18 protein-coding genes and 1 pseudogene are annotated in these 19,849 nt (G+C 63.5%); 2 read left to right on the forward strand and 17 right to left on the reverse strand.

The window, feature by feature from the left end:
• Positions 1-95: 95 nt before the first annotated feature.
• The 7 genes from trbJ to B3M58_RS12495 are packed head-to-tail and all read right to left on the reverse strand — an operon-like array spanning position 96 to position 7,289.
• Positions 96-830 (reverse strand): P-type conjugative transfer protein TrbJ, encoded by a 735-nt coding sequence (trbJ, locus tag B3M58_RS12465; RefSeq protein WP_296219526.1) that lies wholly within the window; start codon positions 828-830, stop codon positions 96-98.
• Positions 827-3,256, reverse strand: coding sequence for a conjugal transfer protein TrbE (trbE, locus tag B3M58_RS12470; RefSeq protein WP_296219527.1), 2,430 nt, complete (start codon positions 3,254-3,256; stop codon positions 827-829). The genes trbJ and trbE overlap by 4 nt, the downstream gene beginning before the upstream one ends.
• Positions 3,257-3,267: 11 nt before the next feature.
• Entirely contained in the window at positions 3,268-3,540 is a 273-nt protein-coding gene (locus tag B3M58_RS12475; protein WP_296219529.1) for a VirB3 family type IV secretion system protein, read from the reverse strand.
• Positions 3,537-3,878 (reverse strand): TrbC/VirB2 family protein, encoded by a 342-nt coding sequence (locus B3M58_RS12480; protein WP_296219531.1) that lies wholly within the window; start codon positions 3,876-3,878, stop codon positions 3,537-3,539. The genes B3M58_RS12475 and B3M58_RS12480 overlap by 4 nt, the downstream gene beginning before the upstream one ends.
• Entirely contained in the window at positions 3,875-4,882 is a 1,008-nt protein-coding gene (gene trbB, locus B3M58_RS12485; RefSeq protein ID WP_296219533.1) for a P-type conjugative transfer ATPase TrbB, read from the reverse strand. The genes B3M58_RS12480 and trbB overlap by 4 nt, the downstream gene beginning before the upstream one ends.
• Positions 4,879-5,301, reverse strand: coding sequence for a CopG family transcriptional regulator (locus B3M58_RS12490; protein ID WP_296219534.1), 423 nt, complete (start codon positions 5,299-5,301; stop codon positions 4,879-4,881). The genes trbB and B3M58_RS12490 overlap by 4 nt, the downstream gene beginning before the upstream one ends.
• A complete protein-coding gene (locus tag B3M58_RS12495) occupies positions 5,298-7,289 on the reverse strand; it encodes a conjugal transfer protein TraG (RefSeq protein WP_296219536.1) in 1,992 nt (663 codons plus the stop codon). The genes B3M58_RS12490 and B3M58_RS12495 overlap by 4 nt, the downstream gene beginning before the upstream one ends.
• A 181-nt stretch (positions 7,290-7,470) precedes the next feature.
• Between B3M58_RS12495 and B3M58_RS12500 the strand changes: the two are divergent.
• Positions 7,471-7,968 (forward strand): annotated as a pseudogene (locus tag B3M58_RS12500) (transposase); the annotation flags it as partial.
• 253 nt (positions 7,969-8,221) lie between these two features.
• On the opposite strand, the gene B3M58_RS12505 reads toward B3M58_RS12500, so the two are convergent.
• The 9 genes from B3M58_RS12505 to hemA form a co-directional block, all read right to left on the reverse strand.
• Complete coding sequence (locus tag B3M58_RS12505; RefSeq protein WP_296219537.1) at positions 8,222-8,917, reverse strand: RES family NAD+ phosphorylase; 696 nt, start codon at positions 8,915-8,917, stop codon at positions 8,222-8,224.
• Positions 8,917-9,321, reverse strand: a complete 405-nt coding sequence (locus B3M58_RS12510) for an antitoxin Xre-like helix-turn-helix domain-containing protein (protein WP_296219538.1) — start codon at positions 9,319-9,321, stop codon at positions 8,917-8,919. Before B3M58_RS12510 ends, B3M58_RS12505 begins: the two co-directional genes overlap by 1 nt.
• A 121-nt stretch (positions 9,322-9,442) precedes the next feature.
• The gene (locus B3M58_RS12515; protein WP_414704080.1) at positions 9,443-9,685 is read right to left on the reverse strand and encodes an EexN family lipoprotein; all 243 of its coding nucleotides are present in this window, start codon (positions 9,683-9,685) and stop codon (positions 9,443-9,445) included.
• Positions 9,685-10,611 carry a LysR family transcriptional regulator gene (locus tag B3M58_RS12520; RefSeq protein ID WP_296219539.1) on the reverse strand — a complete coding sequence of 309 codons (927 nt, stop codon included), beginning with the start codon at positions 10,609-10,611 and terminating at the stop codon, positions 9,685-9,687. The genes B3M58_RS12515 and B3M58_RS12520 overlap by 1 nt, the downstream gene beginning before the upstream one ends.
• Positions 10,612-10,633: 22 nt before the next feature.
• Positions 10,634-11,833 (reverse strand): MFS transporter, encoded by a 1,200-nt coding sequence (locus B3M58_RS12525; protein WP_296219540.1) that lies wholly within the window; start codon positions 11,831-11,833, stop codon positions 10,634-10,636.
• Positions 11,834-11,920: 87 nt separating this feature from the next.
• Entirely contained in the window at positions 11,921-13,774 is a 1,854-nt protein-coding gene (gene asnB / locus B3M58_RS12530; protein ID WP_296219542.1) for an asparagine synthase (glutamine-hydrolyzing), read from the reverse strand.
• 22 nt (positions 13,775-13,796) lie between these two features.
• Positions 13,797-14,867 carry a Gfo/Idh/MocA family oxidoreductase gene (locus B3M58_RS12535; RefSeq protein ID WP_296219543.1) on the reverse strand — a complete coding sequence of 357 codons (1,071 nt, stop codon included), beginning with the start codon at positions 14,865-14,867 and terminating at the stop codon, positions 13,797-13,799.
• Positions 14,864-15,367, reverse strand: coding sequence for a GNAT family N-acetyltransferase (locus B3M58_RS12540; RefSeq protein WP_296219544.1), 504 nt, complete (start codon positions 15,365-15,367; stop codon positions 14,864-14,866). The genes B3M58_RS12535 and B3M58_RS12540 overlap by 4 nt, the downstream gene beginning before the upstream one ends.
• Before the next feature lies 1 nt (position 15,368).
• Positions 15,369-16,601, reverse strand: a complete 1,233-nt coding sequence (hemA, locus tag B3M58_RS12545; RefSeq protein WP_296219545.1) for a 5-aminolevulinate synthase — start codon at positions 16,599-16,601, stop codon at positions 15,369-15,371.
• Between the two features lie 156 nt (positions 16,602-16,757).
• Here hemA and B3M58_RS12550 point away from each other — a divergent pair, with 156 nt between their 5' ends.
• Entirely contained in the window at positions 16,758-17,612 is an 855-nt protein-coding gene (locus B3M58_RS12550; protein WP_296219546.1) for a helix-turn-helix transcriptional regulator, read from the forward strand.
• Between the two features lie 17 nt (positions 17,613-17,629).
• On the opposite strand, the gene B3M58_RS12555 is transcribed toward B3M58_RS12550, so the two are convergent.
• Positions 17,630-19,579 (reverse strand): relaxase/mobilization nuclease and DUF3363 domain-containing protein, encoded by a 1,950-nt coding sequence (locus B3M58_RS12555; RefSeq protein WP_296219547.1) that lies wholly within the window; start codon positions 19,577-19,579, stop codon positions 17,630-17,632.
• Positions 19,580-19,849: the final 270 nt, after the last annotated feature.

Raw genomic sequence — 19,849 nt, forward strand, 5'->3', positions numbered from 1 at the left:
GTCGTTCACCGGGGGCGGTATCGCTTCCGGAGCCGCAGGCAGTCAGCACCAGTACCAGTGGCAGTAGCGTCAGGACTTTCATCGCGCGGTCCTTTCTATCGGTAGAACTGCACTGGGTATGGGGTATAGGGCGTACCGCGACCCATGAAGCGCCGGTGCCGTTCGCGAGCCTCCTCGGCCGCGGCGGCCTGGCGCGCGAGTTCAAGAGCGACGGCACGGTTCTGGGTGATCTGCAGTTGTTGGGCCTGAATCGACTGCTTAGCCCGCAGGGCCAGCAATTGGTTGGTGGCCTGGGCTGCTTGCAGCGCGCCGCTGGCGGCCTGACTCTGCTGCACTAGATCGGCCAGCGCGCGCTCGTCTTGGACAAGGTTCTGCGTCACCTGCGCCTGCACGCGCATGGCGGTGTGCAGGCCGTCGAGTCCCTGCTTCCAGCGCTCGCGCGCCTCCTGCGCCAGGCGCTGGCTGCTGACGCTGTTCGCGTATTCTGCTGGATAGAGGCGGGTGAACTCCTGATCCAGACGTTGCACGTCGTAGGCCAACCCTCGGGCTTCAGCCAGAAGCCGCTCGGTGTTGGCCAGGCTCATGCGCAGCCGGTTGACCACGTTGTAGTCCAGAGTCGCCAGGTGGCGGGCCTGGTTCAGCAGCATCTGGGTTTCGTTCTGCAACTGGCCGACTTGGTTGTTAACCATTTCCAGGGTGCGTACTGCGGTCAGGGTGTTCTGCGCCAGATTGCTCGGGTCTATTACGGTGATGGCGCTGGCCGGCTGCAATGCCAGCAGGCCAAGCACCAACAGCGTGGTGCACGTGGAACGGCGGATACAGGGTTTCATGGCAGGCACTCCTTGCGTGGCGATGGATACGAGGCGAGTAGGTCGGCGGCCCAGTCGAGACCGCGGTGGCGCAGCCAGGCAGGGGCGAAATCCGCAGCGCCGGACTCCTGCTGAATCCGACCGATCTCACGCTGCTCGGCGGGACTGGCGGAGGCGGCAAAGGCCAGTGCCACCGGCCCCAGGTCGAGGTCGAACAGGCGGTTGCCCTGGCGAGACTGGTAGTAGTAGTCACGCTTTGGTGTGGCCTGGGCGATGATCTCAATCTGCCGGTCGTTGAGGCCGAAGCCCTCGTAGATGCCGCGTATCTGCGGCTCGCCGGCCTGCGGGTTGGGTAGAAAGATACGGTTGGCGCAGCTCTCGATGATCGCCGCGGAAATGCTGGAGTCCTTGATGTCGGCCAGCGACTGAGTGGCGAAGATCACCGAGACGTTCTTCTTGCGCAGGGTCTTGAGCCACTGGCGGATGCGTGCGGCGAACAGCGGGTCGTCGAGAAACAGCCATGCTTCGTCGAGGATCAGCAAGGTCGGCGCGCCGTCGAAGCGTTCCTCGAAGCGGGCGAACAGGTAGCTCAGCACTGCCGCTACCGCCGCTTTGCTGTGCATCAGTTCCTCCATCTCGAAGCATTGCACCTCGGCCGAACCGAGGCGATCCTGGTCGGCGTCCAGCAACTGACCGTGGGCGCCGCCCAGCACATAGGGCTGCAGCGCCTGGCGCAGGGAGTTGTCCTGCAGCAACACGGACAGACCGGTCAGGGTGCGTTGCGCCTCGGGCGCGCCGGCCAGGCTATCCAGCGCCGTCCACAATGCGGCCTTCTGCTCGGGGCCGACGGCCACGCCTTCTTGCATCAGGCGTGCCTCCAGCCACTCGGCGGCCCAGGCGCGGTGGCCAGCCTGGTTGATGCGTGCCAGGGGCTGGAAGGCCAGGTCGCCATCTCCGCCCAGGTCGTAGTGTTCACCGTCCAGACCCAGCACCGTTGCACGCAACGAACGGCCCATGTCGAAGAGAAACAGGCGCGAGCCCGGGTAACGACGAAACTGCAGGGCTAGGGTCGCCAGCAGCACCGATTTGCCCATGCCGGTCGGGCCAGCTACCAGAGTGTGGCCAACATCACCGACGTGAGTGACCAGGCGAAACGGCGTCGCACCATCGGTGCGGGTGATCACGAGCGGTGGACCGTCTAGGTGCTCGTTGCGCACTGGGCCGGCCCAGACTGCCGAGACCGGCATCAGGTGCGCCAGGTTGAGTGTGGAGATCAGCGGTTGGCGCACGTTGGCGTAAGCGTTGCCGGGGATCGACGACAACCAGGCCTCCACCGCGTTGAGACTCTCGGCGATGGTGATAAAGCCGCGCCCCTGGATCATCCGTTCGACCAGGCGCAGTTTCTCGTCGGCAACTTGGGCGTCACGGTCGCTCACCGTAACGGTTACGGTCACGTATCCGAAGGTGACTTGGTCGGCGCCCAGCTCTTGCAGGGCCGCGTCGGCGTCGCTGGCCTTGTTCGTCGCGTCGCTGTCGAGCAGCGGGCTTTCCTGCTGGAAGATCGCTTCGCGCAGCAATGCCAGGACACCCTTGCGCTTGGCGAACCACTGTCGTCGCAGGCGCACTAGCTCCTTCTCCGCCTCGTTCTTGTCCAGGCAGATGAAGCGGGTCGACCAGCGATAGGCAATACCCAGTCGGTTCAGGTCGTCCAGCACACCTGGCCAGGTCGAGGTCGGGAAGCCGCGTACCGAGAGCACCCGCAGGTGCTGCTCGCCCAGCCGCGGCGCCAGACCGGTGGTCAGCGGGCTATCGGCCAGTAGGACATCGAGGTGGAAGGGATTCTCGGGGACGCCGACTCGCTGGCGGTGGGTCGATACCGTGGCGTGCAGGTAGGTCAGCGTCTGGCCGTCGTCGAGCCAACCGAGCTCCGGCATTAACCCGTCTAGTAGGTCAAAGAAACGATCGCTCTCGACTATGAAGGCGGTCAGACGCTCGCGCCAGTCGACACCGCGCTGCGTCCGGTGCTCATACAGCAGGCTGGCCGCGCGAGAGCGCGATTCCTCCGGCGGCAGATAGAGCAGCGTCAGGTGGTAGGCGCTCTCGAAGTGGCTGCTCTGCGCCTCGAAGGAGGCGCGGCGCTCCTCGTCCACCAGCCAGGACAGTGGCTCGGGGAAGTCGCTGCCGGGGTAGTCGGCAGCCGCCAGGCGCTCGGCCTCGATAAACAGTGCCCAGCCCGAGCCAAGGCGACGCAGGGCGTTGTTCAGGCGTGCCGAGGCGGCCACCAGCTCACCCTGAGTGGCGCTGTCCAGGTCCTGCCCACGAAAACGCAGGGTGCGCTGGAACGAACCGTCCTTGTTCAGCACTACGTCCGAGGCGACCAGGCCGGCCCAGGGCAGCCAGTCGGCAAGCTGGGCAGATCGGCGTTGGTATTCGGTAAGGTTAAGCATGGCGGCGCTCCTCACACGTCCAGCAGCGGGTGCTGCTTAATATGCCGGGCGAACACCTGCAGGAACTGTGGATCCAGGCGGGCGCCCCAGACCGCCAGTGAATGGCCGACCAGCCATAGCACCAAACCCGGAATCCATAGTTGCAGGCCCAGGCCCACCACGGCTGCCAAGGTGCCGTTGAGGATCGCCACATTGCGCGGCGCGCCGCCGAGCAGGATCGGTTCGGCCAGCGAACGATGCAGCGGCACCTCGAAACCGGGGATGAGATCGTGCGCGCCGCTCATGCGATCACCGCCCCGCCAGCAAAGCTGAAGAAGCTGAGGAAGAACGAGGAGGCGGCGAAGGCGATGGATAGGCCGAAGACGATCTGGATCAGCTTACGGAAGCCGCCGCTGGTGTCACCGAAGGCCAACGTCAGGCCGGTGGTAATAATGATGATCACCGCCATGATGCGCGCCACCGGGCCCTGTACTGAGTCGAGGATCGATTGCAGCGGGCCTTCCCAGGGCATGCCGGAGCCTGCGGCGAGTACCGGCAGGGACGCGCCCAGACAGAGGGCGCCCAGCATCAATGCGTCGGCGACGCGTCGACAAGACACAACGGAATCTGGGAGGAGAGTCATGGCTGATTTCCTGAGGCAGAGGACGGGAAAAGGAGCGTGTCGATGGGGGCGAGTTGATAGCCACGTTCGTCGTGGCCGATGACGCGAGCGATCTGCTGGACATGGCGGGCGTGGCCGCGGCCTGCGAGGAACACCACCAAGTTCACCGCCTCGGCGATCAGCGCTCTTGGCGCGGCCAGGGCGACCTCCAGGATCAGTTGCTCTAGGCGCCGCAGCGCGCCCTGGGCGGAGCCGGCATGAATGGTGGCGATACCGCCCGGGTGGCCGGTGCCCCAGGCCTTGACCAGATCCAGTGCCTCGCCACCCCGTACCTCGCCGACCACTACCCTGTCGGGGCGCAGGCGCAGTGTGGTGCGCACTAGATCGGCCATGGACACCACGCCGGGCTTGGTGCGCAGGGCGACGTGATCGAGGGCAGGGCACTGCAGCTCAATCGTGTCTTCCAGCACCAGCACGCGGTCGCCGGTGCCGGCCACCTCGGCCAGCAGCGCATTGGCCAGAGTGGTCTTGCCGGTGCTGGTGCCGCCGGCGACGAGAATGTTCTGTTGGTCGCGCACTGCTTCCCGCAGGTATTCGGCCTGTGGGGCGGTAAGGATACCGTCGGCCACGTACTGCAGCAGTGGTATGACTCCTAAGGCCCGCTTGCGAAGGGCAAAGGTCGGCCCGGCTGCCACCGGTGGTAGTACGCCCTCGAAACGCTCGCCAGACTCTGGCAGCTCGGCGCTGAGCAGGGGCTTGCCCCGGTGGACTTCTGCGCCGATATGCGCGGCGACCAGGCGGATAATGCGCTCGCCGTCAGCGGCGGACAGCGTGCCCAAACGGGAGCGGCCGGAGGTAAGGCGGTCGAGCCAAAGCACACCGTCAGGATTGAGCATGATCTCGAGCACATCCGGATCATCCAGGGCGGCGGCGATCAGCGAACCCATCGCCGTGCGCAGCATGCGCGTGCGGCGATCCAGTGATACTGCAGCCGCGCTCAGCACCGAGGAGGCGGCAGTAGTCATGGGTGCTCTCCCGTGGTCTGAACCTCCTCGTGCACGTCCCTGACCAGGCTGCGCCCGCGCTGCAGGTGGCGACCGAGCTGCTCGACGAACTGGGTGAAGCGCAGCTTGCCCTGCGCCCGTGCTGCTTCCTGATGAGCCTCGGGCACCGGCGTGCTAACCGTAAGGTAGTAGCGCACGTAGAGCGCCATGGTCTCGATCAGGATGTTCTGGTCGCGCTCCAGGCGCTCGAACTGGCGTGACAGTCGATCCAGGCGCTTGGCGATGACCATCTCGCGCTGGTCACCGGATTCAGGTGATAGCCAGGAGGCAAGTGCTGCGGCGATGATCGACGACTTCGACACGCCTTTCTTGAGCGCCAGTTCGTTCAGGCGCTTGGCGTGCTCGGGTTGGATAAATAGGTTCAGGCGTGCTCGGCTCATAGGGCTATTCCGTCGTCAGGGTCGAGGGCAGCCAGCCGTGCCGCGCGCTGCAGGCGTGAATCCGGCTGGGGAGGGAGGGTGGCAGGTATGTCGTCCTCGTCGAGCAGCAACAGGTCGCTGGTCAGGTCGTCGTGATCCGGCAACTGGGTGATCGCCGCCAACTCGGGCTGATGGCGAAGGCCACCATCCTCGACGGTTTCGTCGTCGGCCAAGCCGGCTGGCGAAGCGTCAACGGCCGTCGGCACGACCAGGCTGCTCCAGTCGTCCGCACGTGCCGCGGGCGCATCGGCGTATCCGCCATGCCGCAGGCGCGGGGCCGGCAGCACACGACTCTGGAAATTGGCATCGGTGAAGTAACGCAGCTTCTTCGCGCGGATCGGCGCCAGGCCGGATAGCATCACCACGGACTCGTCGCTGGGCAGTTGCATCACCTCACCTGGCGTCAGCAGCGGGCGCGCGGTTTCCTGGCGCGACACCATCAGGTGGCCCAGCCAGGGCGCCAGGCGATGGCCGGCGTAGTTGCGCTGCGCGCGCAGTTCGGTGGCTGTGCCCAGAGTCTCGGAGATGCGCTTGGCGGTGCGCTCGTCGTTGGTGGCGAAGGTCACTCGCACATGGCAGTTGTCGAGGATCGAGTGGTTCTGGCCGTAGGCCTTGTCGATCTGGTTCAGCGACTGTGAGATCAGGAAGGCGCGCAGACCATAGCCGGCCATGAAGGCCAGTGCCGTTTCGAAGAAGTCCAGCCGCCCCAGCGCTGGAAACTCATCGAGCATTAGCAGCAGCTTGTGCCGGCGTTTGATACCGTCGGAGCCATCGAGCGATTCGGTCAGGCGCCGGCCGATCTGGTTGAGGATCAGGCGGATCAGCGGCTTGGTACGGCTGATATCCGAGGGCGGCACCACCAAGTACAGCGACACCGGGTGCTCGGCCGAGATGAGGTCGGCGATGCGCCAATCGCAACGTGACGTGACCTCGGCCACCGTCGGGTCGCGATAAAGACCGAGGAACGACATGGCCGTGGACAGCACGCCCGAGCGTTCGTTATCGCTCTTGTTCAGTACCTCCCGCGCGGCCGAGGCCACCACCGGATGTGGAGCGTCGCCCAGGTGCGGCGTGTTCATCATCCGGTGCAGCGTAAGCTCGAAGGTACAGGCTGGGTCCGACAGGAAGTTGGCGACGCCGCGCAGGGTCTTGTCACGCTCGGCGTACAGCACGTGCAGGATGGCGCCGACCAGCAACGCATGACTGGTCTTTTCCCAGTGGTTGCGCCGCTCCAGTGCGCCCTCCGGGTCGACCAAGATGTCGGCGATGTTCTGTACGTCGCGTACCTCGTGGGCACCGCGACGTACTTCCAGCAGCGGGTTGTAGGCCGCCGAAGCCAGATCAGTGGGGTTGAATAGCAGGCAGTGGGAAAATCGCGAGCGCCAACCTGCGGTCAGACTCCAGTTCTCGCCTTTGATGTCGTGGATGACCGTCGAGGCCGGCCAGGAGAGCAGGGTGGGCACCACCAGGCCGACGCCTTTTCCCGAGCGCGTCGGTGCGAAGGTCAGCACGTGCTCGGGGCCTTCGTGGCGCAGGTATTGCTCCTCGAACAGGCCGAGGAATACGCCAGTCGGTTGGGTCAGTCCGGCCTCGCGTACCTCATCAGCATCGGCCCAGCGCGCCGACCCGTAGGTGGTGACCTGGCGGGCCTGACGAGCACGCCAGATGGCCATGCCAATGGCTACCACCAGCGCCAGCAGGCTGCTGCCGGCTGCGATGCTGCCGCCGACGTTGAAGACCTCCGGCGCATAGGCATCGAAGACGAACCACCACTCGAATAGGCGCCAGGGGTGATAGACCGGTGTACCCAGCAGTTCGAACCAGGGCGATCCCAGGTGAACCTGATAGCCGAGCGCTGCAGCCGTCCACTGCGTGGCACCCCACACTCCGGAAAGGGTAATGGCCAACACCACCAGTACCTGGCCGTAAAGCACCGTTGTCGCTTGCATCCCCGAACCCAACCTCCCAGGTAAAACGCACGGCACGCAGATGTGCCGCAGGCGAGAGGTTCGGTATTGGCAGGGAAGGGGTCAAAGACCGTTTCGGGGAGGATTAAGAAGGATGGGACAACACAGCAGACTGTGGCGGTTGGCGGATAAGCTCAGCAGGGTATGGTGTACATGACCGGTAGGTGTCGACCCGTATGTGCCCAAGCCGATGACCTCCAGCGCCAAAGCTGATGGGCGATTCAACAATGATGCCTTCTTCTTTGACTCGGCCAAAAACGAGTACACCTGTCCGGCCGGAGAGGCGTTGATTTGGCGATTTTCCAGCGTAGAAAAGGGTTTGGTACTGCACCGTTACTGGAGTTCTAAATGCCAGAGTTGCGGGCTGAAGACGCAGTGCACGCCGAGTAAGCAGCGGCGAATCCGCCGTTGGGAACACGAAGCAGTGCTGGAAGAAATGCAGCGCCGGCTGAACCAAGCACCAGAGATGATGCGGGTTCGTAAACGGACTGTTGAACATCCCTTCGGGATGCTCAAACAATGGATGGGTTCGACGCATTTCTTGACTCGTAGGCTCGTCGGAGTCAGCGCGGAGATGAGCCTGAATGTGCTCGCCTACAACATGAAGCGGGTTATGAAAATCATCGGCACCGAAGGCTTGTTGAAGGCGATGGCAGCGTAAAAAGCCCGCCTTTCGCTGCTCCAGGAGGCGCTAAAGCGCTTTATAAACGCTCTGGCACGTTATCGGTGCTGATCGTGGCAAATGCTTGGGCAATCGCCTCGTCCAGGAGCGCAGGGCTGCGGCACCCTGGCTACGAAAGTGTTTTTACACACTCTGGGCCGGTTCCTGCCTGTTTTCACCGGCTGCTATGAGCGGATCTCAGCGGGCTGTGATTGCTTGCAGAGGAGAGTCAGGCTGTTCAGTCCACTTTCAGCTACGTGGCTAGAAGGGTTGTGATCTGATTGACACTAATAATTTGCCCGCTCCAGATCATTTCAAAATGTGCGCTCTGGATGATCGAGGTAACAGGTCGCGGCGTCATCAGCGCCCAACAGATATTGCCGGGAGATCGAACCGAGTGGTAGCGCAGGCCCATGCATCCTTCTCGTTTCACTTCGCTTCCCAATCGATTCGAGTGTGCGTAGTCGTCCGGCGCATAGATGGGGTCTGAAAGCGGCAGTGCGGTGGCGTCCCTCATCCCGCTGTCGCTGAAGCTGGCGGTCAGCCCTCTGAAGACGAAACGCTCGTAGTTCAGATCTGGCACGTTCGACCAATAGCGCTCCTGGTGATGACGCACCTCGGCAATCGCCGTGTCCATTCTGTCGGCCAGGTAGAGGACGCCAAAGCTGCCATTGCTGAAACGCGAGCCGGCTGGGTTCACATGAGTAAAGGGAGCCGTTGCGTACGAGCATCCCGGAATGCCGAACGGGATCTGGTCGCGCGAGATCAGCTCCAGCCGGCCGAGTTCGTTCTGCAATCTAGGATTGGTCATTGCCTGAAGCTGATAAAGGGCTTCGAAGTCTGCTGCGTCAGCGACGTCATCGAACAAGGCTATGGGTGGAAACTTGGAGTTGACCAGGCGATAGGCCAGCAGGCTCTCGCCTTCCAAAAGAGGAAGGCTGCTTAGCATTACCACTGAGCACCCCGAAGCACGTCGATCCGCCGGAATGTCTCATACAGCGAGATCATGTCGCCCTGCGCCATGATGTCGAGCGGCGCGCGCCCGTTAAAGAACTCGTTGTGATTCTCCATTGAGGGGAAGCCATAGACGTTTTCGGGGTTGTCGAACACTAGGCGCAGTGCAGCGTGGATATTCAGTACGAGGCTGATACGCTGCATCTGGTCAAAATCCAGACCTACTGCCCACTCCGAGTCACGTTGCTTGGCCCGGGTATAGGTGCTGCGCGAAATACGCAAGATTTGGCAGGCCTGTTCGGAGGAAGCCTTCCATTTCTCTAGGATGTTCAACGCCGCACGTAGGCCGGCTGCACATTGGCTTTTCGAAAAGTCCTGAGTTTGGATTGCTGCTGCCATGATAGGCACCTTAATTTTGTCTACAGGCTCAAAATTATCATTTGTGCGCCTGTGGATCAAATTGTTTAGTGGCTCAACCAAAGGTGCAGAAAGTCCCATTTCAAAGGGCAGCGACACGGTACTAGAACCCCTTAACGGGATGCGGGGTGTAGGGCGTGTCCTTGCCCATGAAGCGTATTCGCATGGCGTCGGCGACCGCATTGCATTGGGAATCGCCCAGCTTTGATCGATCCGCCCGACACTGGAGCCGCAGTTCTTTGAGCCTTTCCGGGTTGTCCGCAAGCGTTTTCGCCGACTCAAAGGGCATCGGTTTTTCGCAGGCGCTTAGCAACAGCGCAAGCAGCAGAAGTGGAGTTCTGTTCATCAGGCGATATCCTCTCTTTGGGTTTGGTTGATTAACAATGTCTTGTCCTCAGCCGGGTTCACCCGCCCGATAAACCGGGCCAGTTGCTCGGCCGGTTCGCCCTCGCGCTGTATTAGGTAGGTCGTCAGTATTGCCGGGCAGCCGGCTAACGGTCTGGCCACGACGTCTGGGTTGTTGAGTTCGGCGATACGTGCCAGGCTGGAGAAGCCCAGCCCGTAACCCGCCGCCACCAGCGCCATCATTAGATCTAGGGTCGGTACGCGATTGGCGATGGTCAGCCGCGTATCCACAGTGCCTAGCACCCGCTGTAGCTGTTGCCAGAAGCCCTCGCAGACCTGGGGATCACAGAGCACCAGGGGATAGCGCACCACTTCGTCGAGCGGCACGTGCCGATAGGTCAACAGGGGATGGCGGGCAGGTACCGCCACCACCAGCGGATCGAACCAGGCAGGCTCGGCAATCAGTCCTTCGCCGATTTCGTCCGCTTGAGCGAACCCGATATCGAATAGGTCGTCATTCAGCCCTCTGACCTGCTCAGAGAAAGTGACCTCCGACAGGCAGATCTCGACCTCGGGCTCTTCTTCGCGGCACTGTGCGAGCAGGGCGGCCAAACGTGCCTGCGGGATGCCGTCGGACAGCGCGACCCGGATGCGCCCCCGGTAACCGGCCGCGGCACTCTTGACGCTAGCCCTGGCCTGGTCGACCACGACGAACACCCGGCGTGCGTCCTCGAGAAGCACCTTGCCGGCCCAGGTCAGGCGCGTGCGCCGCGTCGTGCGCTCGAATAGCTTCACACCCAGGCGGTACTCCAGTTCCTTGATAATCCTGGAGAGGGGCGACTGTTCGATATGCAAACGCGCGGCCGCACGCGCAAAGTGCAGTTCCTCTGCAACGGCGATGAAACAGCGAAGATGGCGCAGTTCCACGGCCTTTCCTCCTTATGTTGATTTAGTTGTTGGGGGCGGCTTGCACGTCGCTGGTCCAGTTCGGCTGGCGACGCAGGTTGATGACTTGCAGCAGGGCACCCAGGGCGGCCACGCCGCCGGCGCTGGCCGCTAGGGTCCAGGTGGGCATCTGCAACAGCAGCACGAAACCACCTGCCGCCGCGCCGATGGCGCTACCCAGGTAGAGTGCTGACTCGTTCAGTGCGATGGCTAGGTTGCTGTCGCCTTGGGCCTGGCGCGCCAGGATCAGTTCGTTGTTCTGCGGCACTTGCAGCGCCCAACCGACTGCGCCCCAGAGGGCGATGGGCAGCATCACCAGCCAGGTACTTAGGGCGGCCGACAGCGGTAGCACGAGTAGCGATACGGCGAGGATCAGCATGATGGCGAAGGTCAAGGTCGGCCCCTTGATATGGTCAACCAGAGGGCCGATCAGAAAGCTACCCAGTACGCCGCCGATGCCCCAGACCCATAGGTAGGGCGTGACCGAACGCACTGCGCCGTAGGCTGGATCCGTCATCAGCGGAGCGATAAAGGTGTACATGCCCAGGCTGGCAATAGCCGCGAGCAGGGATACCAGCAGGACGACCAGCACATGGCCGTCTCCGAGGATCGCTAGCTTCTGGCCCAGCGAACTGGCGGTGGTGGCCGGCAGCGCTGGGAGCTTCAGCAGCAAGCCGAAAAACGCTACTAGGCCGAGCAGGGTGACCAGCCACAGGGCGGCTTGCCAGCCCATCTGTTCGGCGACGAGCAGGCTGAGAGGCACGCCCAGCACCACGCCACTGGCCATGCCACCCATGATGATGGCGATGGCTTTGCCGCGGCGTTCAGGCGTGGATACTGCGGCAGCAGCACCGATGCCCATGGCCAGGTAGATACCGGCACCGATGCCGGCGATAGCGCGCCAGATCATCAGTACGGTGAAGTTTTCAGCCAGCGCGCTGGCGGCATTGGCGATTACGAACAGGCCTAGGGCCAGCAGTAGGCCGGCGCGTTGGCGATGCGCTGGGGTTAGCGCGACGAAGATCGGCGAGCCCAGGCCGTAGGCCAGGGTGAACGCGGTAACCAGCTGGGCTGCCACCGCCACGGACACTGCGAACGAGGCCTCGATCATTGGGATCAGCCCAGCGGTGACGTAGGAAGCCATGCCGAGGGCAAAGGCTCCAAGTGCTATTAGGTAAATTGAGGATTGTTTGTGTGTGTGCATGCTCAGGCTCGCTTGCGCTCTACTGAAGGCGCGCTAGTGGTACAGCTGAGGGATGCGGCCCCGAGCGGGGCCACATCCGATGAGAGGCTAGATTTCAAGGCTGACGTCGTACTCGCTCAGCCAGGTGTTGAGGCCGACCGCCAGCTCCATGCCCATGCGTTCGTACATAGGCGAGACGCTGCCGAGCGGCTTGGCCAGGGCTTGCTGGATTCGGCCGCTGTCGAGCAACGGCGTTACCGGCGCATTGCGATCCGCCTGGATGGCGGTCAGAGCGTCACGCAGCGCCTGCTCGTAGGCTGGATCCTGGGTCGAGGGGTAGGGGCTCTTGACTCGCTCGCTGATCGACTCCGGCAGCAGGTCGCGGGTCGCCGCGCGCAAGATGCTTTTCTCCCGCCCGTCGAAGGCCTTCATCGCCCAGGGGATGTTGAAGGCGTATTCCACCAAACGGTGATCGCAAAAGGGCACCCGCACCTCAAGACCGACGGCCATGCTCATGCGGTCCTTGCGATCCAGCAGGGTCTGCACGAAACGCGTCAGGTTGACGTAGCTCATCTGCCGCATGCGCTGGTCCACCGTGCTTTCGCCTGGCAGCACCGGTGCCTCGGCGATGGCTTGGGCGTAGCTGTCGCGCAGGAAGTTCTGCATATCCAACTGGGCCAGTAGGCCTTGGTCGAATAAGGTCTTTCCGTCGAAGTACTTACCGGTGACCGAGGTCAGCCAAGGGAAGGTATCGGCCTGGATCGCCTCCGGGTCGTGGAACCAGCGGTAGCCGCCGAACACCTCGTCCGCGCTTTCTCCTGAGAGCGCTACCGTCGAGTGCTTGCGTACCTCCTGGAATAGGCGGTAGAGCGACGGCCACATGTCGCCCCAGAACGCTGGCGGTAGGTCGAGGGCGTGAACGATTTGCGCGCGCAACGCCGGATCGGCCAGTTCGCGGCTGTCGAGGATGATCTCCTGGTGGCTGGAGTGGATCTTCTCTACCAGGTCGCGGACGAATGGCGCATCCGGTGTGCCGCGCACAGCATCGCCGGTGAAGCCGCTGCCGTGGTCGAGGAAGTCGACGGAGAAGGAGCGGATGTTTTCCTTGCCGGCGGCCAGCAGCTTCTTCGAGGCCAGCGCGGTGATGATCGAGGAGTCGAGGCCTCCCGAGAGTAAGCTGCACAAGGGCACGTCGGCGACGATCTGGCGGTCGACGATATCCTCGAGCAGGTCTCGGGTATGGCGGATGGTCTCGTCCAGCGAATGGCTGTGTTCGCGCGCCTCCAGTTTCCAGTAGTGGCGGCGGCCCAGGCCCTGGCGGTTGATCCGTACGATCTCGCCCGGCATCACCTCGCGCATGCCAGCGAACACGGCATGTCCCGGTGTCTTCACCATTTCCAGGATCTCGCGCAGGCCATCGGCGCGCACCTTGCGCGGTACCAGGGGATTGGCCAACAGCGCCTTGGGCTCGGAGCCGAACACCACCCCGTCCGCCGTCGGAAAGTAATAGAGCGGCTTGACGCCCATACGGTCGCGGATCAGCAGCAGCTCCTGCGAGCGCAGATCCCAGATGGCGAAGGCATACATGCCGTTGAGGCGCTCGACGAAGGCCTCGCCCCATTCCACATAGGCGCGCAACACCACCTCGGTGTCGCTGCGGGTCTCGAACTGGTGGCCGCGTTGCTGCAGCTCGCTACGCAGCTCGCGAAAGTTGTAGACCTCGCCGCTGTAGGTGATCGCGGCGACTTCACGCAGGCTGCTGTGCATGGCCGTCATCGGTTGGCGACCACCGTCCAGGTCGATGATCGACAGGCGTCGATGGCCCAGGCCGACCGGCCCATTGATCCACAGCCCGCCGGCATCCGGCCCGCGCAGGGCCATGGTGTCGGTCATGCGCTGCAGGGTGTCGCGTTGCGCTTCCATGTTCTGGCTGTAGGACAGCCATCCAGCGATTCCACACATAATTTTCTCCTTGCGAATGGGGTTACCCGAGGCGTTCCAGGTTGTTGTCCTCAGCCAGCAGCACGCGCTTCTCGCCATGGACGTAGCGCGCCGGTGGTGGGGTTTGGGCGTGGGTGTTGAGTTCATTGAGCAGGTGCTGCAGGGCCACTGCGGTGTTGAGGTCGGCGAATGCCTGACGCGGCGGCTCCTTGAGCGCCACTGCGCGTACTACCTGTAGGCACAGCCGCGAGAGCTTGTGCAGGGTGTCCAGGCCAGGCTCGTTGGGTGCGGTGACGAACTCGTGTAGCACGCCCTCGGCGCCATTCGCATCGCGCGTCCAGATGCGTAACTGGTCGTGATCCCAACGCGGCGTGTCGAATACCAGGCGCGCATGGATCAGCCGGGCGTCGCAGTCGACGAAGCTGAAGTCCACCGTGCGCTGGCGAACGATATTGACGAAGCTGCTGTAGCCGGTGACCTGAGCCTCGCCCAAGCTGGCGGTGAGTTGCACGGTATCGAGCACCTCGGCGCCGGAGATCGAGAAGTCCGAGCGCACACCGAGTACGCCATGCAGCCTGAGCTGGCCAGAGCGAGGGCAGATCCAGCTGAGCAGATCCAGGGCATGGATCACCTCGCTGGTCACGCCGCAGGTGGGGCGATAGTCGTTGATGCGATCCTTGCCCCAATGGAAGCTGGCGCGCACCAGGTGCCAGTCGTGGCGCTCGACCCATTCGCGCAGCTGCCGGCTGGCGTCCGAGTAGCGCTCTACCAGGTCCAGTGCAAAGCCACCAACGTGCTCCAGTGCACCGAACAGCTCGTTCAGGTCGTCGCCGGGTGTGACCAGTGGCTTCTCGCAAATCACGAAGCCCCGATAGCCGGCTAACTGTCGCAACACGGGCGCATGGCTATGGTCGTTGACGCTGACCACGACGATGTTCGGTGTGAACATCTCCAAGGCCCGGCCGACGCTATCGAAGTAGGACAGCTCGATCGGCTTCTGCCGACGTCCGACATAGGCCAGCGACAGTGGTAAGCCAGTGCTCGCGGCGATGTGCTCGAAGGCGCGGCGGTAGCGGTTGCCGGCATAGCCCAGGCCGATGATCAGGATCTTCATGCCGAGGCCTCCTGACGGATCAGTAGGCGCTCGTCGCTGACGGCGAAGCCCAGGGCCTGATAGAGCGTGCCGGCGGCCTCGGTGCTCTGCAGCACCACGGAGCCGACGCCGCGGTTGGCGAACCAGCGCAGCAGTTGCTGCATCAACTGCCGAGCAATGCCGCGGTTGCGCCACTGCGGCTCCACCACCACCGACTGCACCCAGCCGGACAGGCCGTTGAGGCAGCCGGGGGCCGGTGCGCGTTGGTCGATGATGGCGGTCGCGCAGCCCAGCACCTGGCCGGACTCCTTGTGCTCGGCGGCGAGGATCTGCACGCAGTCGCTTTCGTTCAGGCGACTGCTCAGCCAGGTGCGGTAGGCCGCCCGCCAGCGTGCGGAGTCCTCCGGCGTCTTGCTCGCGTAGCTGGCGGCGGTGCCGTCCAGCAGGTGCGCGCGCAGCTCCACCAGGCGCGCCAGATCGGCCACCGTCGCCGGGCGCACGGTGAGGAAGGAATGATCCATTTCAGGCCACCTCCGCATTGAACGCCTGGGACGCCAGCGGAATGCTGAAATGCTCGAAGGTCTCGCGCAGCGACACCGCTAGGTGCTCGATCTGCGCATCGCTGTGGTTCGGCGTGGCGTTGACCCGGAAGCGCTCGGTGCCCACCGGCACCGACGGATAGTTGATCGGCTGCAGGTACACACCATGGGTCTGCAGAAGGCGTTCGGCCGCCGCCTTGCAGCGTTTCGCCTCTCCCACCAGCACCGGCAGCACGTGCGTCTGTGAGCAGGGCATGACTGGCACGTCGTAGTGCTTGAGGCGCTCGCGCAGCTTGGCCGTCTGGGCGTGCAAGCCGTCACGCTCGACGCTATTAGCTTTGAGGTGCTCGACGCTGGCCAGGCAGCCGGCGGTAATCGCCGGTGGCAGTGAGGTGGTGAAGATGAAGCCGGTGGCGAAGGAGCGCACTGTATCGACGATCACCTGGGTCGAGGTGATATAGCCGCCAATCACGCCGATGGCCTTGGCCATGGTGCCCTGGATGATGTCCACCTGATCGGCCACGCCCAGCTCGGCGGCGATACCGGCGCCGTAGGGGCCGTACATGCCTACTGCATGCACCTCGTCGAGGTAGGTGAGGGCGTTGTAGCGCTTGGCGATTGCAATGATCTCTTCGATGGGGGCGATGTCGCCGTCCATCGAGTAGACCGACTCGAACACCACTAGCTTCGGCTGACCCAGTGGGTAGCTGGCGAGGATCTGCTCCAAATGCTCGACATCGTTGTGGCGAAAGACCTTGCGTTCGTTCGGTGTCGAGCGGATGCCGTTGACGATGGAGGCGTGGTTCAGTTCGTCGCTGACCACCACGCAGTCGGGAATGCGCCGCAGCAGGCACTGGATGGTGGCATCGTTGGAGCCGAAACCGGTGGGGAACACCAGTGCCGCCTCCTTACTGTGCCAGTCGGCCAGGCTGGCCTCCAGGCGGGTGTACACCTCATACGAGCCGCCAATGTTGCGCGAGCCGCCGGAGCCTGCGCCATAAGTCTCCAGCGCGTCATGCATCTGCTCGCGGACGCTGGGGTGTTGGGACATCCCGAGGTAGTCGTTGCTGCACCAGACGACCACGGGTTTCTGATCGCAGCCGTCCAGTTTGGCCAGCGGGTACTGGCCACAGATGCGGCTGAGGGTAGTGAAGGTGCGGTACTGGTTGGAGGACTTCAATGTCTCCAGTTGTTCCCGAAGAAGTGCTTGGTACATCCGTTTATCTCCTTAGCAAGTTGATGAAACGTCTCTGTGTGCTTCCTCATCGAACAAGAGCCCGGACTCGCGCGTTTGCGGCCAGACCGGGGTATTCTTCTTTGGATTTATGAGGGTTACAATTTGACTGTTTATGCTATTACTGGAGGTAATCGGATGAGTGCTCCTCGCACCTTCGAACGCACACGTGTGGAGTTGGCTGAGTTTCTGCGCAGTCGCCGCGAGCGTCTTTCACCGGAAGACGTAGGGTTGCATGCTGGGGGCAGACGCCGTACGCCGGGACTGCGTCGAGAAGAGGTCGCCGCGTTGGCTGGGGTGGGTTTGTCCTGGTACACCTGGCTGGAGCAAGGGCGCGATATCAGCGTGTCCGCCACCTTTCTCGACAACCTTTCGCGCACACTCAGGCTGGATGCGACCGAGCGTCGCCATCTGTTTCTGCTAGCCCATCAACGCCTGCCACCAGAGCCGGGTCGCACATGGTGCGTGGTGCCGCCGCTGATCCACAGGCTGATGGATGACATTCCCACACGACCGGCCTATGTGCTCAACCTGCGCTGGGACGTACTGGCCTGGAACTCCGCGGCGGATCGGGTGTTCGGTTTATCCGTGCTGCCGGCGGATCGTCGCAACTTACTGTGGATGCTGTTCACCAGCCCGGCCATGCACGCGCTGTTCAATCCCTGGGATGAGCAGGTGCTGCAGATCCTTTCCAGCTTCCGTCGTGACTTCGTCCGGGCCACCCAGGATCCGGACATCGCCGCGCTGGTAAAGGAGTTGGAGAAGGTGTCGCCCGACTTCAGGAAGTGGTGGCGGCAGCAAGACATTCATGGTCCCTGCCAGGGCATTCGCCACCTGCACATCGAGTCGGTCGGCCAGGTAGTGTTCGAACACACCACGCTGACCATTGACGAAGATCGCCACCTGCGTCTGGTGTACTACGCGGCCAAGGAGGGGAGGCCAGAGAGCCGATCCTTCGAGCAGTGGCTGCAGCAGGTGCCGGCGCTGGTGTAAGTACCGGCGTCTGTAGCTCAACCAATCGATGGACCACGCTGGCGTCCTAACTGCCAGGAGACGTTGTTGCCCTGGATCACAGCCGAAACGCTCTGCCCGAGCTTTTGCTCGATCACCGGCTTCCAGGGCACCAGGCTGAAACCAACGCCATCGTCGAGCAGTGCGAAGCGCCCACTGGCCAGTTGCAGGCTGCGCCTGTAGACCCCGCGGACCCGTTCGCCATCAATCGCCGGGCGATACTGCATACCCGTCTGGCTCGATATCTCACGTACCGTCGCCGTCAGCTCTCGTCCGCGCAGGGTGGCCAGCAGATTACGCGCGAGCACGAGGCGCTGGCCCTGGCGCTCGGCCAGCCCCTGTTCCACCAGGAAGTCGCCACGCTGTCTCAGCGCTTCGCGCACCTCCGTGCCGAAGCCCTTGTCGGCCAGCTCCCGTCTGCCGCCGATCAATTGTTGATCCAGCCAGGTCGCGCCAACCGCCCGAACCTGTTGCTCGACGGGCAGCGGCGTGCGCAGTTCGATGGCGACGTCGCCCAGGCGGCGGGCGTCATGCTGCCGGCCTTGCTCGGGTAGGTCGGCAGGCACCCGCCAGGCGCCATCGGTAAGCCGCTCCACGATGCCTGCCTGGCGTAGGGCTTCCAGGCGCCGCACATGGCGTTCGACCAGGGCCTTGGAATCCTGCCCTTTGGCAGCCTGCGACCTGGCTAGGGCAAGGTGATGGTCGCTGCGGTAAAGGCCTTCCGCAGCCAGTGAAGCAATTGAGTGATCTACGGCGCGAGGCTCACTCATGGCTCGCGTTTCCACCACGGCACCGATGGGGTAGTCAGCCAGCTTCGCGCGGGCAGGTAGGGCTAGGTAGTGGGCCTTGCCGTCAAGGCCATCCACCACCAGATAGCCGCGGTCGTGCAGCTCATCGGCCAGCCCCTTGGTCACCACCCGGCCGACCACGTTCGGGTTGCTGCCGCCTGGCTCGAATACCGCCAGGTCCCGCTGCATGCTGCCCACGGCGCGCTGCATCGTGCGCACGATATCGCCGCGTTCGCCCATGGTACGTAAGGTCGCCTCGGTGTCTTCGCGTATAACCCACTGTCCAGGCCGATCCTCATGGGCCAAACCCAGCCGCTGCAGGTGTTGCAGGCGGCCGATCAGCAGTTGCCGGCGCGGATGGGTTGCGAGCGTCTTCAGGGGTACCACGCCCGCCTGGCGTTCGCGCAGCAGGGTGCGATCCAAGCTGGTCCAGCGCTCTTGTTGAACCTCGCGCTGCAGGCTGTGCTGGATCTCCAGCGCGGTGCGCGGGCCCAGCCACTCGGTGGCCAGCTCTGCGGCGCGGTTACGCATGCCCTGGGCTATGTAGTCGCGGGCGATCACCAGATCCTTACCGGTATCATCCTTGCCACGCAGGACGATGTGGGTGTGCGGGTTATCGGTGTTCCAGTGATCGACCGCCACCCAGTCGAGGCGAGTGCCGAGGTCGGCTTCCATGCGGCTCATCAGGTGGCGAGTGTAGGTGCGCAGGTCGTCGAGCTGCTCGGCATCCTCGGGTGAGACGATGAAACGAAACTGGTGCCGGTCTTCACTGCCTCGTTCCTCGAAGTCCCCTATGTCGGCTTGGTCGGTCAGTGGGCCGTATGCCTTGCCTGGATCGCCATCGCGACTGACACCATCGCGCTCGATATAGCGCAGGTGGCTGAGCGTCGAACGTTTGCCGGCCTTGCTTAGGTTCACCAGGCGCGTCTTGATAGTGACGCGACGGGCGTTGGGCGGCAGTTGCTGTGCGCTAAAACGGGCGGCAACATGCCCGCGGCCGAGGCGGGCGCCGGGTTGGTGACCGGCCTTGCGCGGCTTGCCGGTGCCAGCCTTGTTGGCCTGGCGCAGCACCTGGTTGACGAAGGTTTGCCCGCGTTGCTGCGGCTTGCCCGGCTGCGGGCGGAAGCGTTGCTCGTCGCCCTGATGGCTTCCCTTGCTCATACTGATGACTCCTCCAAACTGATCGCAGTGAGGCATGTCAGGCACGCGTTTTGGCCAGTGCTACCTAAGGGCAAACGCGATCCTCGGCACCTGATCGCAACGGCGCTGTGCCGCCTTAATCCCCCGTGCAGACTGCTTTTGCGCGCCACGAAGTGCCGCCCCCTTTTATCTTGCCCTCTGCTTTTTCCCTGTCTTGGCGCTCCTGGGGTGGATAATCAGGCGCGGCGGGCCAAGCATCCCCGCAGGGTGGCGGCCCTCGACCGCGCACGC

The organism is Pseudomonas sp. UBA2684 (assembly GCA_002354655.1).
Lineage (GTDB): Bacteria > Pseudomonadota > Gammaproteobacteria > Pseudomonadales > Pseudomonadaceae > Aquipseudomonas.

Coding starts and splice junctions, on each gene's coding strand:
- trbJ (WP_296219526.1), bottom strand. CDS start 830: ATGAAACCCTGTATCCGCCGTTCCACGTGCACCACGCTGTTGGTGCTT.
- trbE (WP_296219527.1), bottom strand. CDS start 3,256: ATGCTTAACCTTACCGAATACCAACGCCGATCTGCCCAGCTTGCCGAC.
- B3M58_RS12475 (WP_296219529.1), bottom strand. CDS start 3,540: ATGAGCGGCGCGCACGATCTCATCCCCGGTTTCGAGGTGCCGCTGCAT.
- B3M58_RS12480 (WP_296219531.1), bottom strand. CDS start 3,878: ATGACTCTCCTCCCAGATTCCGTTGTGTCTTGTCGACGCGTCGCCGAC.
- trbB (WP_296219533.1), bottom strand. CDS start 4,882: ATGACTACTGCCGCCTCCTCGGTGCTGAGCGCGGCTGCAGTATCACTG.
- B3M58_RS12490 (WP_296219534.1), bottom strand. CDS start 5,301: ATGAGCCGAGCACGCCTGAACCTATTTATCCAACCCGAGCACGCCAAG.
- B3M58_RS12495 (WP_296219536.1), bottom strand. CDS start 7,289: ATGCAAGCGACAACGGTGCTTTACGGCCAGGTACTGGTGGTGTTGGCC.
- B3M58_RS12505 (WP_296219537.1), bottom strand. CDS start 8,917: ATGCTAAGCAGCCTTCCTCTTTTGGAAGGCGAGAGCCTGCTGGCCTAT.
- B3M58_RS12510 (WP_296219538.1), bottom strand. CDS start 9,321: ATGGCAGCAGCAATCCAAACTCAGGACTTTTCGAAAAGCCAATGTGCA.
- B3M58_RS12515 (WP_414704080.1), bottom strand. CDS start 9,685: ATGAACAGAACTCCACTTCTGCTGCTTGCGCTGTTGCTAAGCGCCTGC.
- B3M58_RS12525 (WP_296219540.1), bottom strand. CDS start 11,833: ATGCACACACACAAACAATCCTCAATTTACCTAATAGCACTTGGAGCC.
- asnB (WP_296219542.1), bottom strand. CDS start 13,774: ATGTGTGGAATCGCTGGATGGCTGTCCTACAGCCAGAACATGGAAGCG.
- B3M58_RS12535 (WP_296219543.1), bottom strand. CDS start 14,867: ATGAAGATCCTGATCATCGGCCTGGGCTATGCCGGCAACCGCTACCGC.
- B3M58_RS12540 (WP_296219544.1), bottom strand. CDS start 15,367: ATGGATCATTCCTTCCTCACCGTGCGCCCGGCGACGGTGGCCGATCTG.
- hemA (WP_296219545.1), bottom strand. CDS start 16,601: ATGTACCAAGCACTTCTTCGGGAACAACTGGAGACATTGAAGTCCTCC.
- B3M58_RS12550 (WP_296219546.1), top strand. CDS start 16,758: ATGAGTGCTCCTCGCACCTTCGAACGCACACGTGTGGAGTTGGCTGAG.
- B3M58_RS12555 (WP_296219547.1), bottom strand. CDS start 19,579: ATGAGCAAGGGAAGCCATCAGGGCGACGAGCAACGCTTCCGCCCGCAG.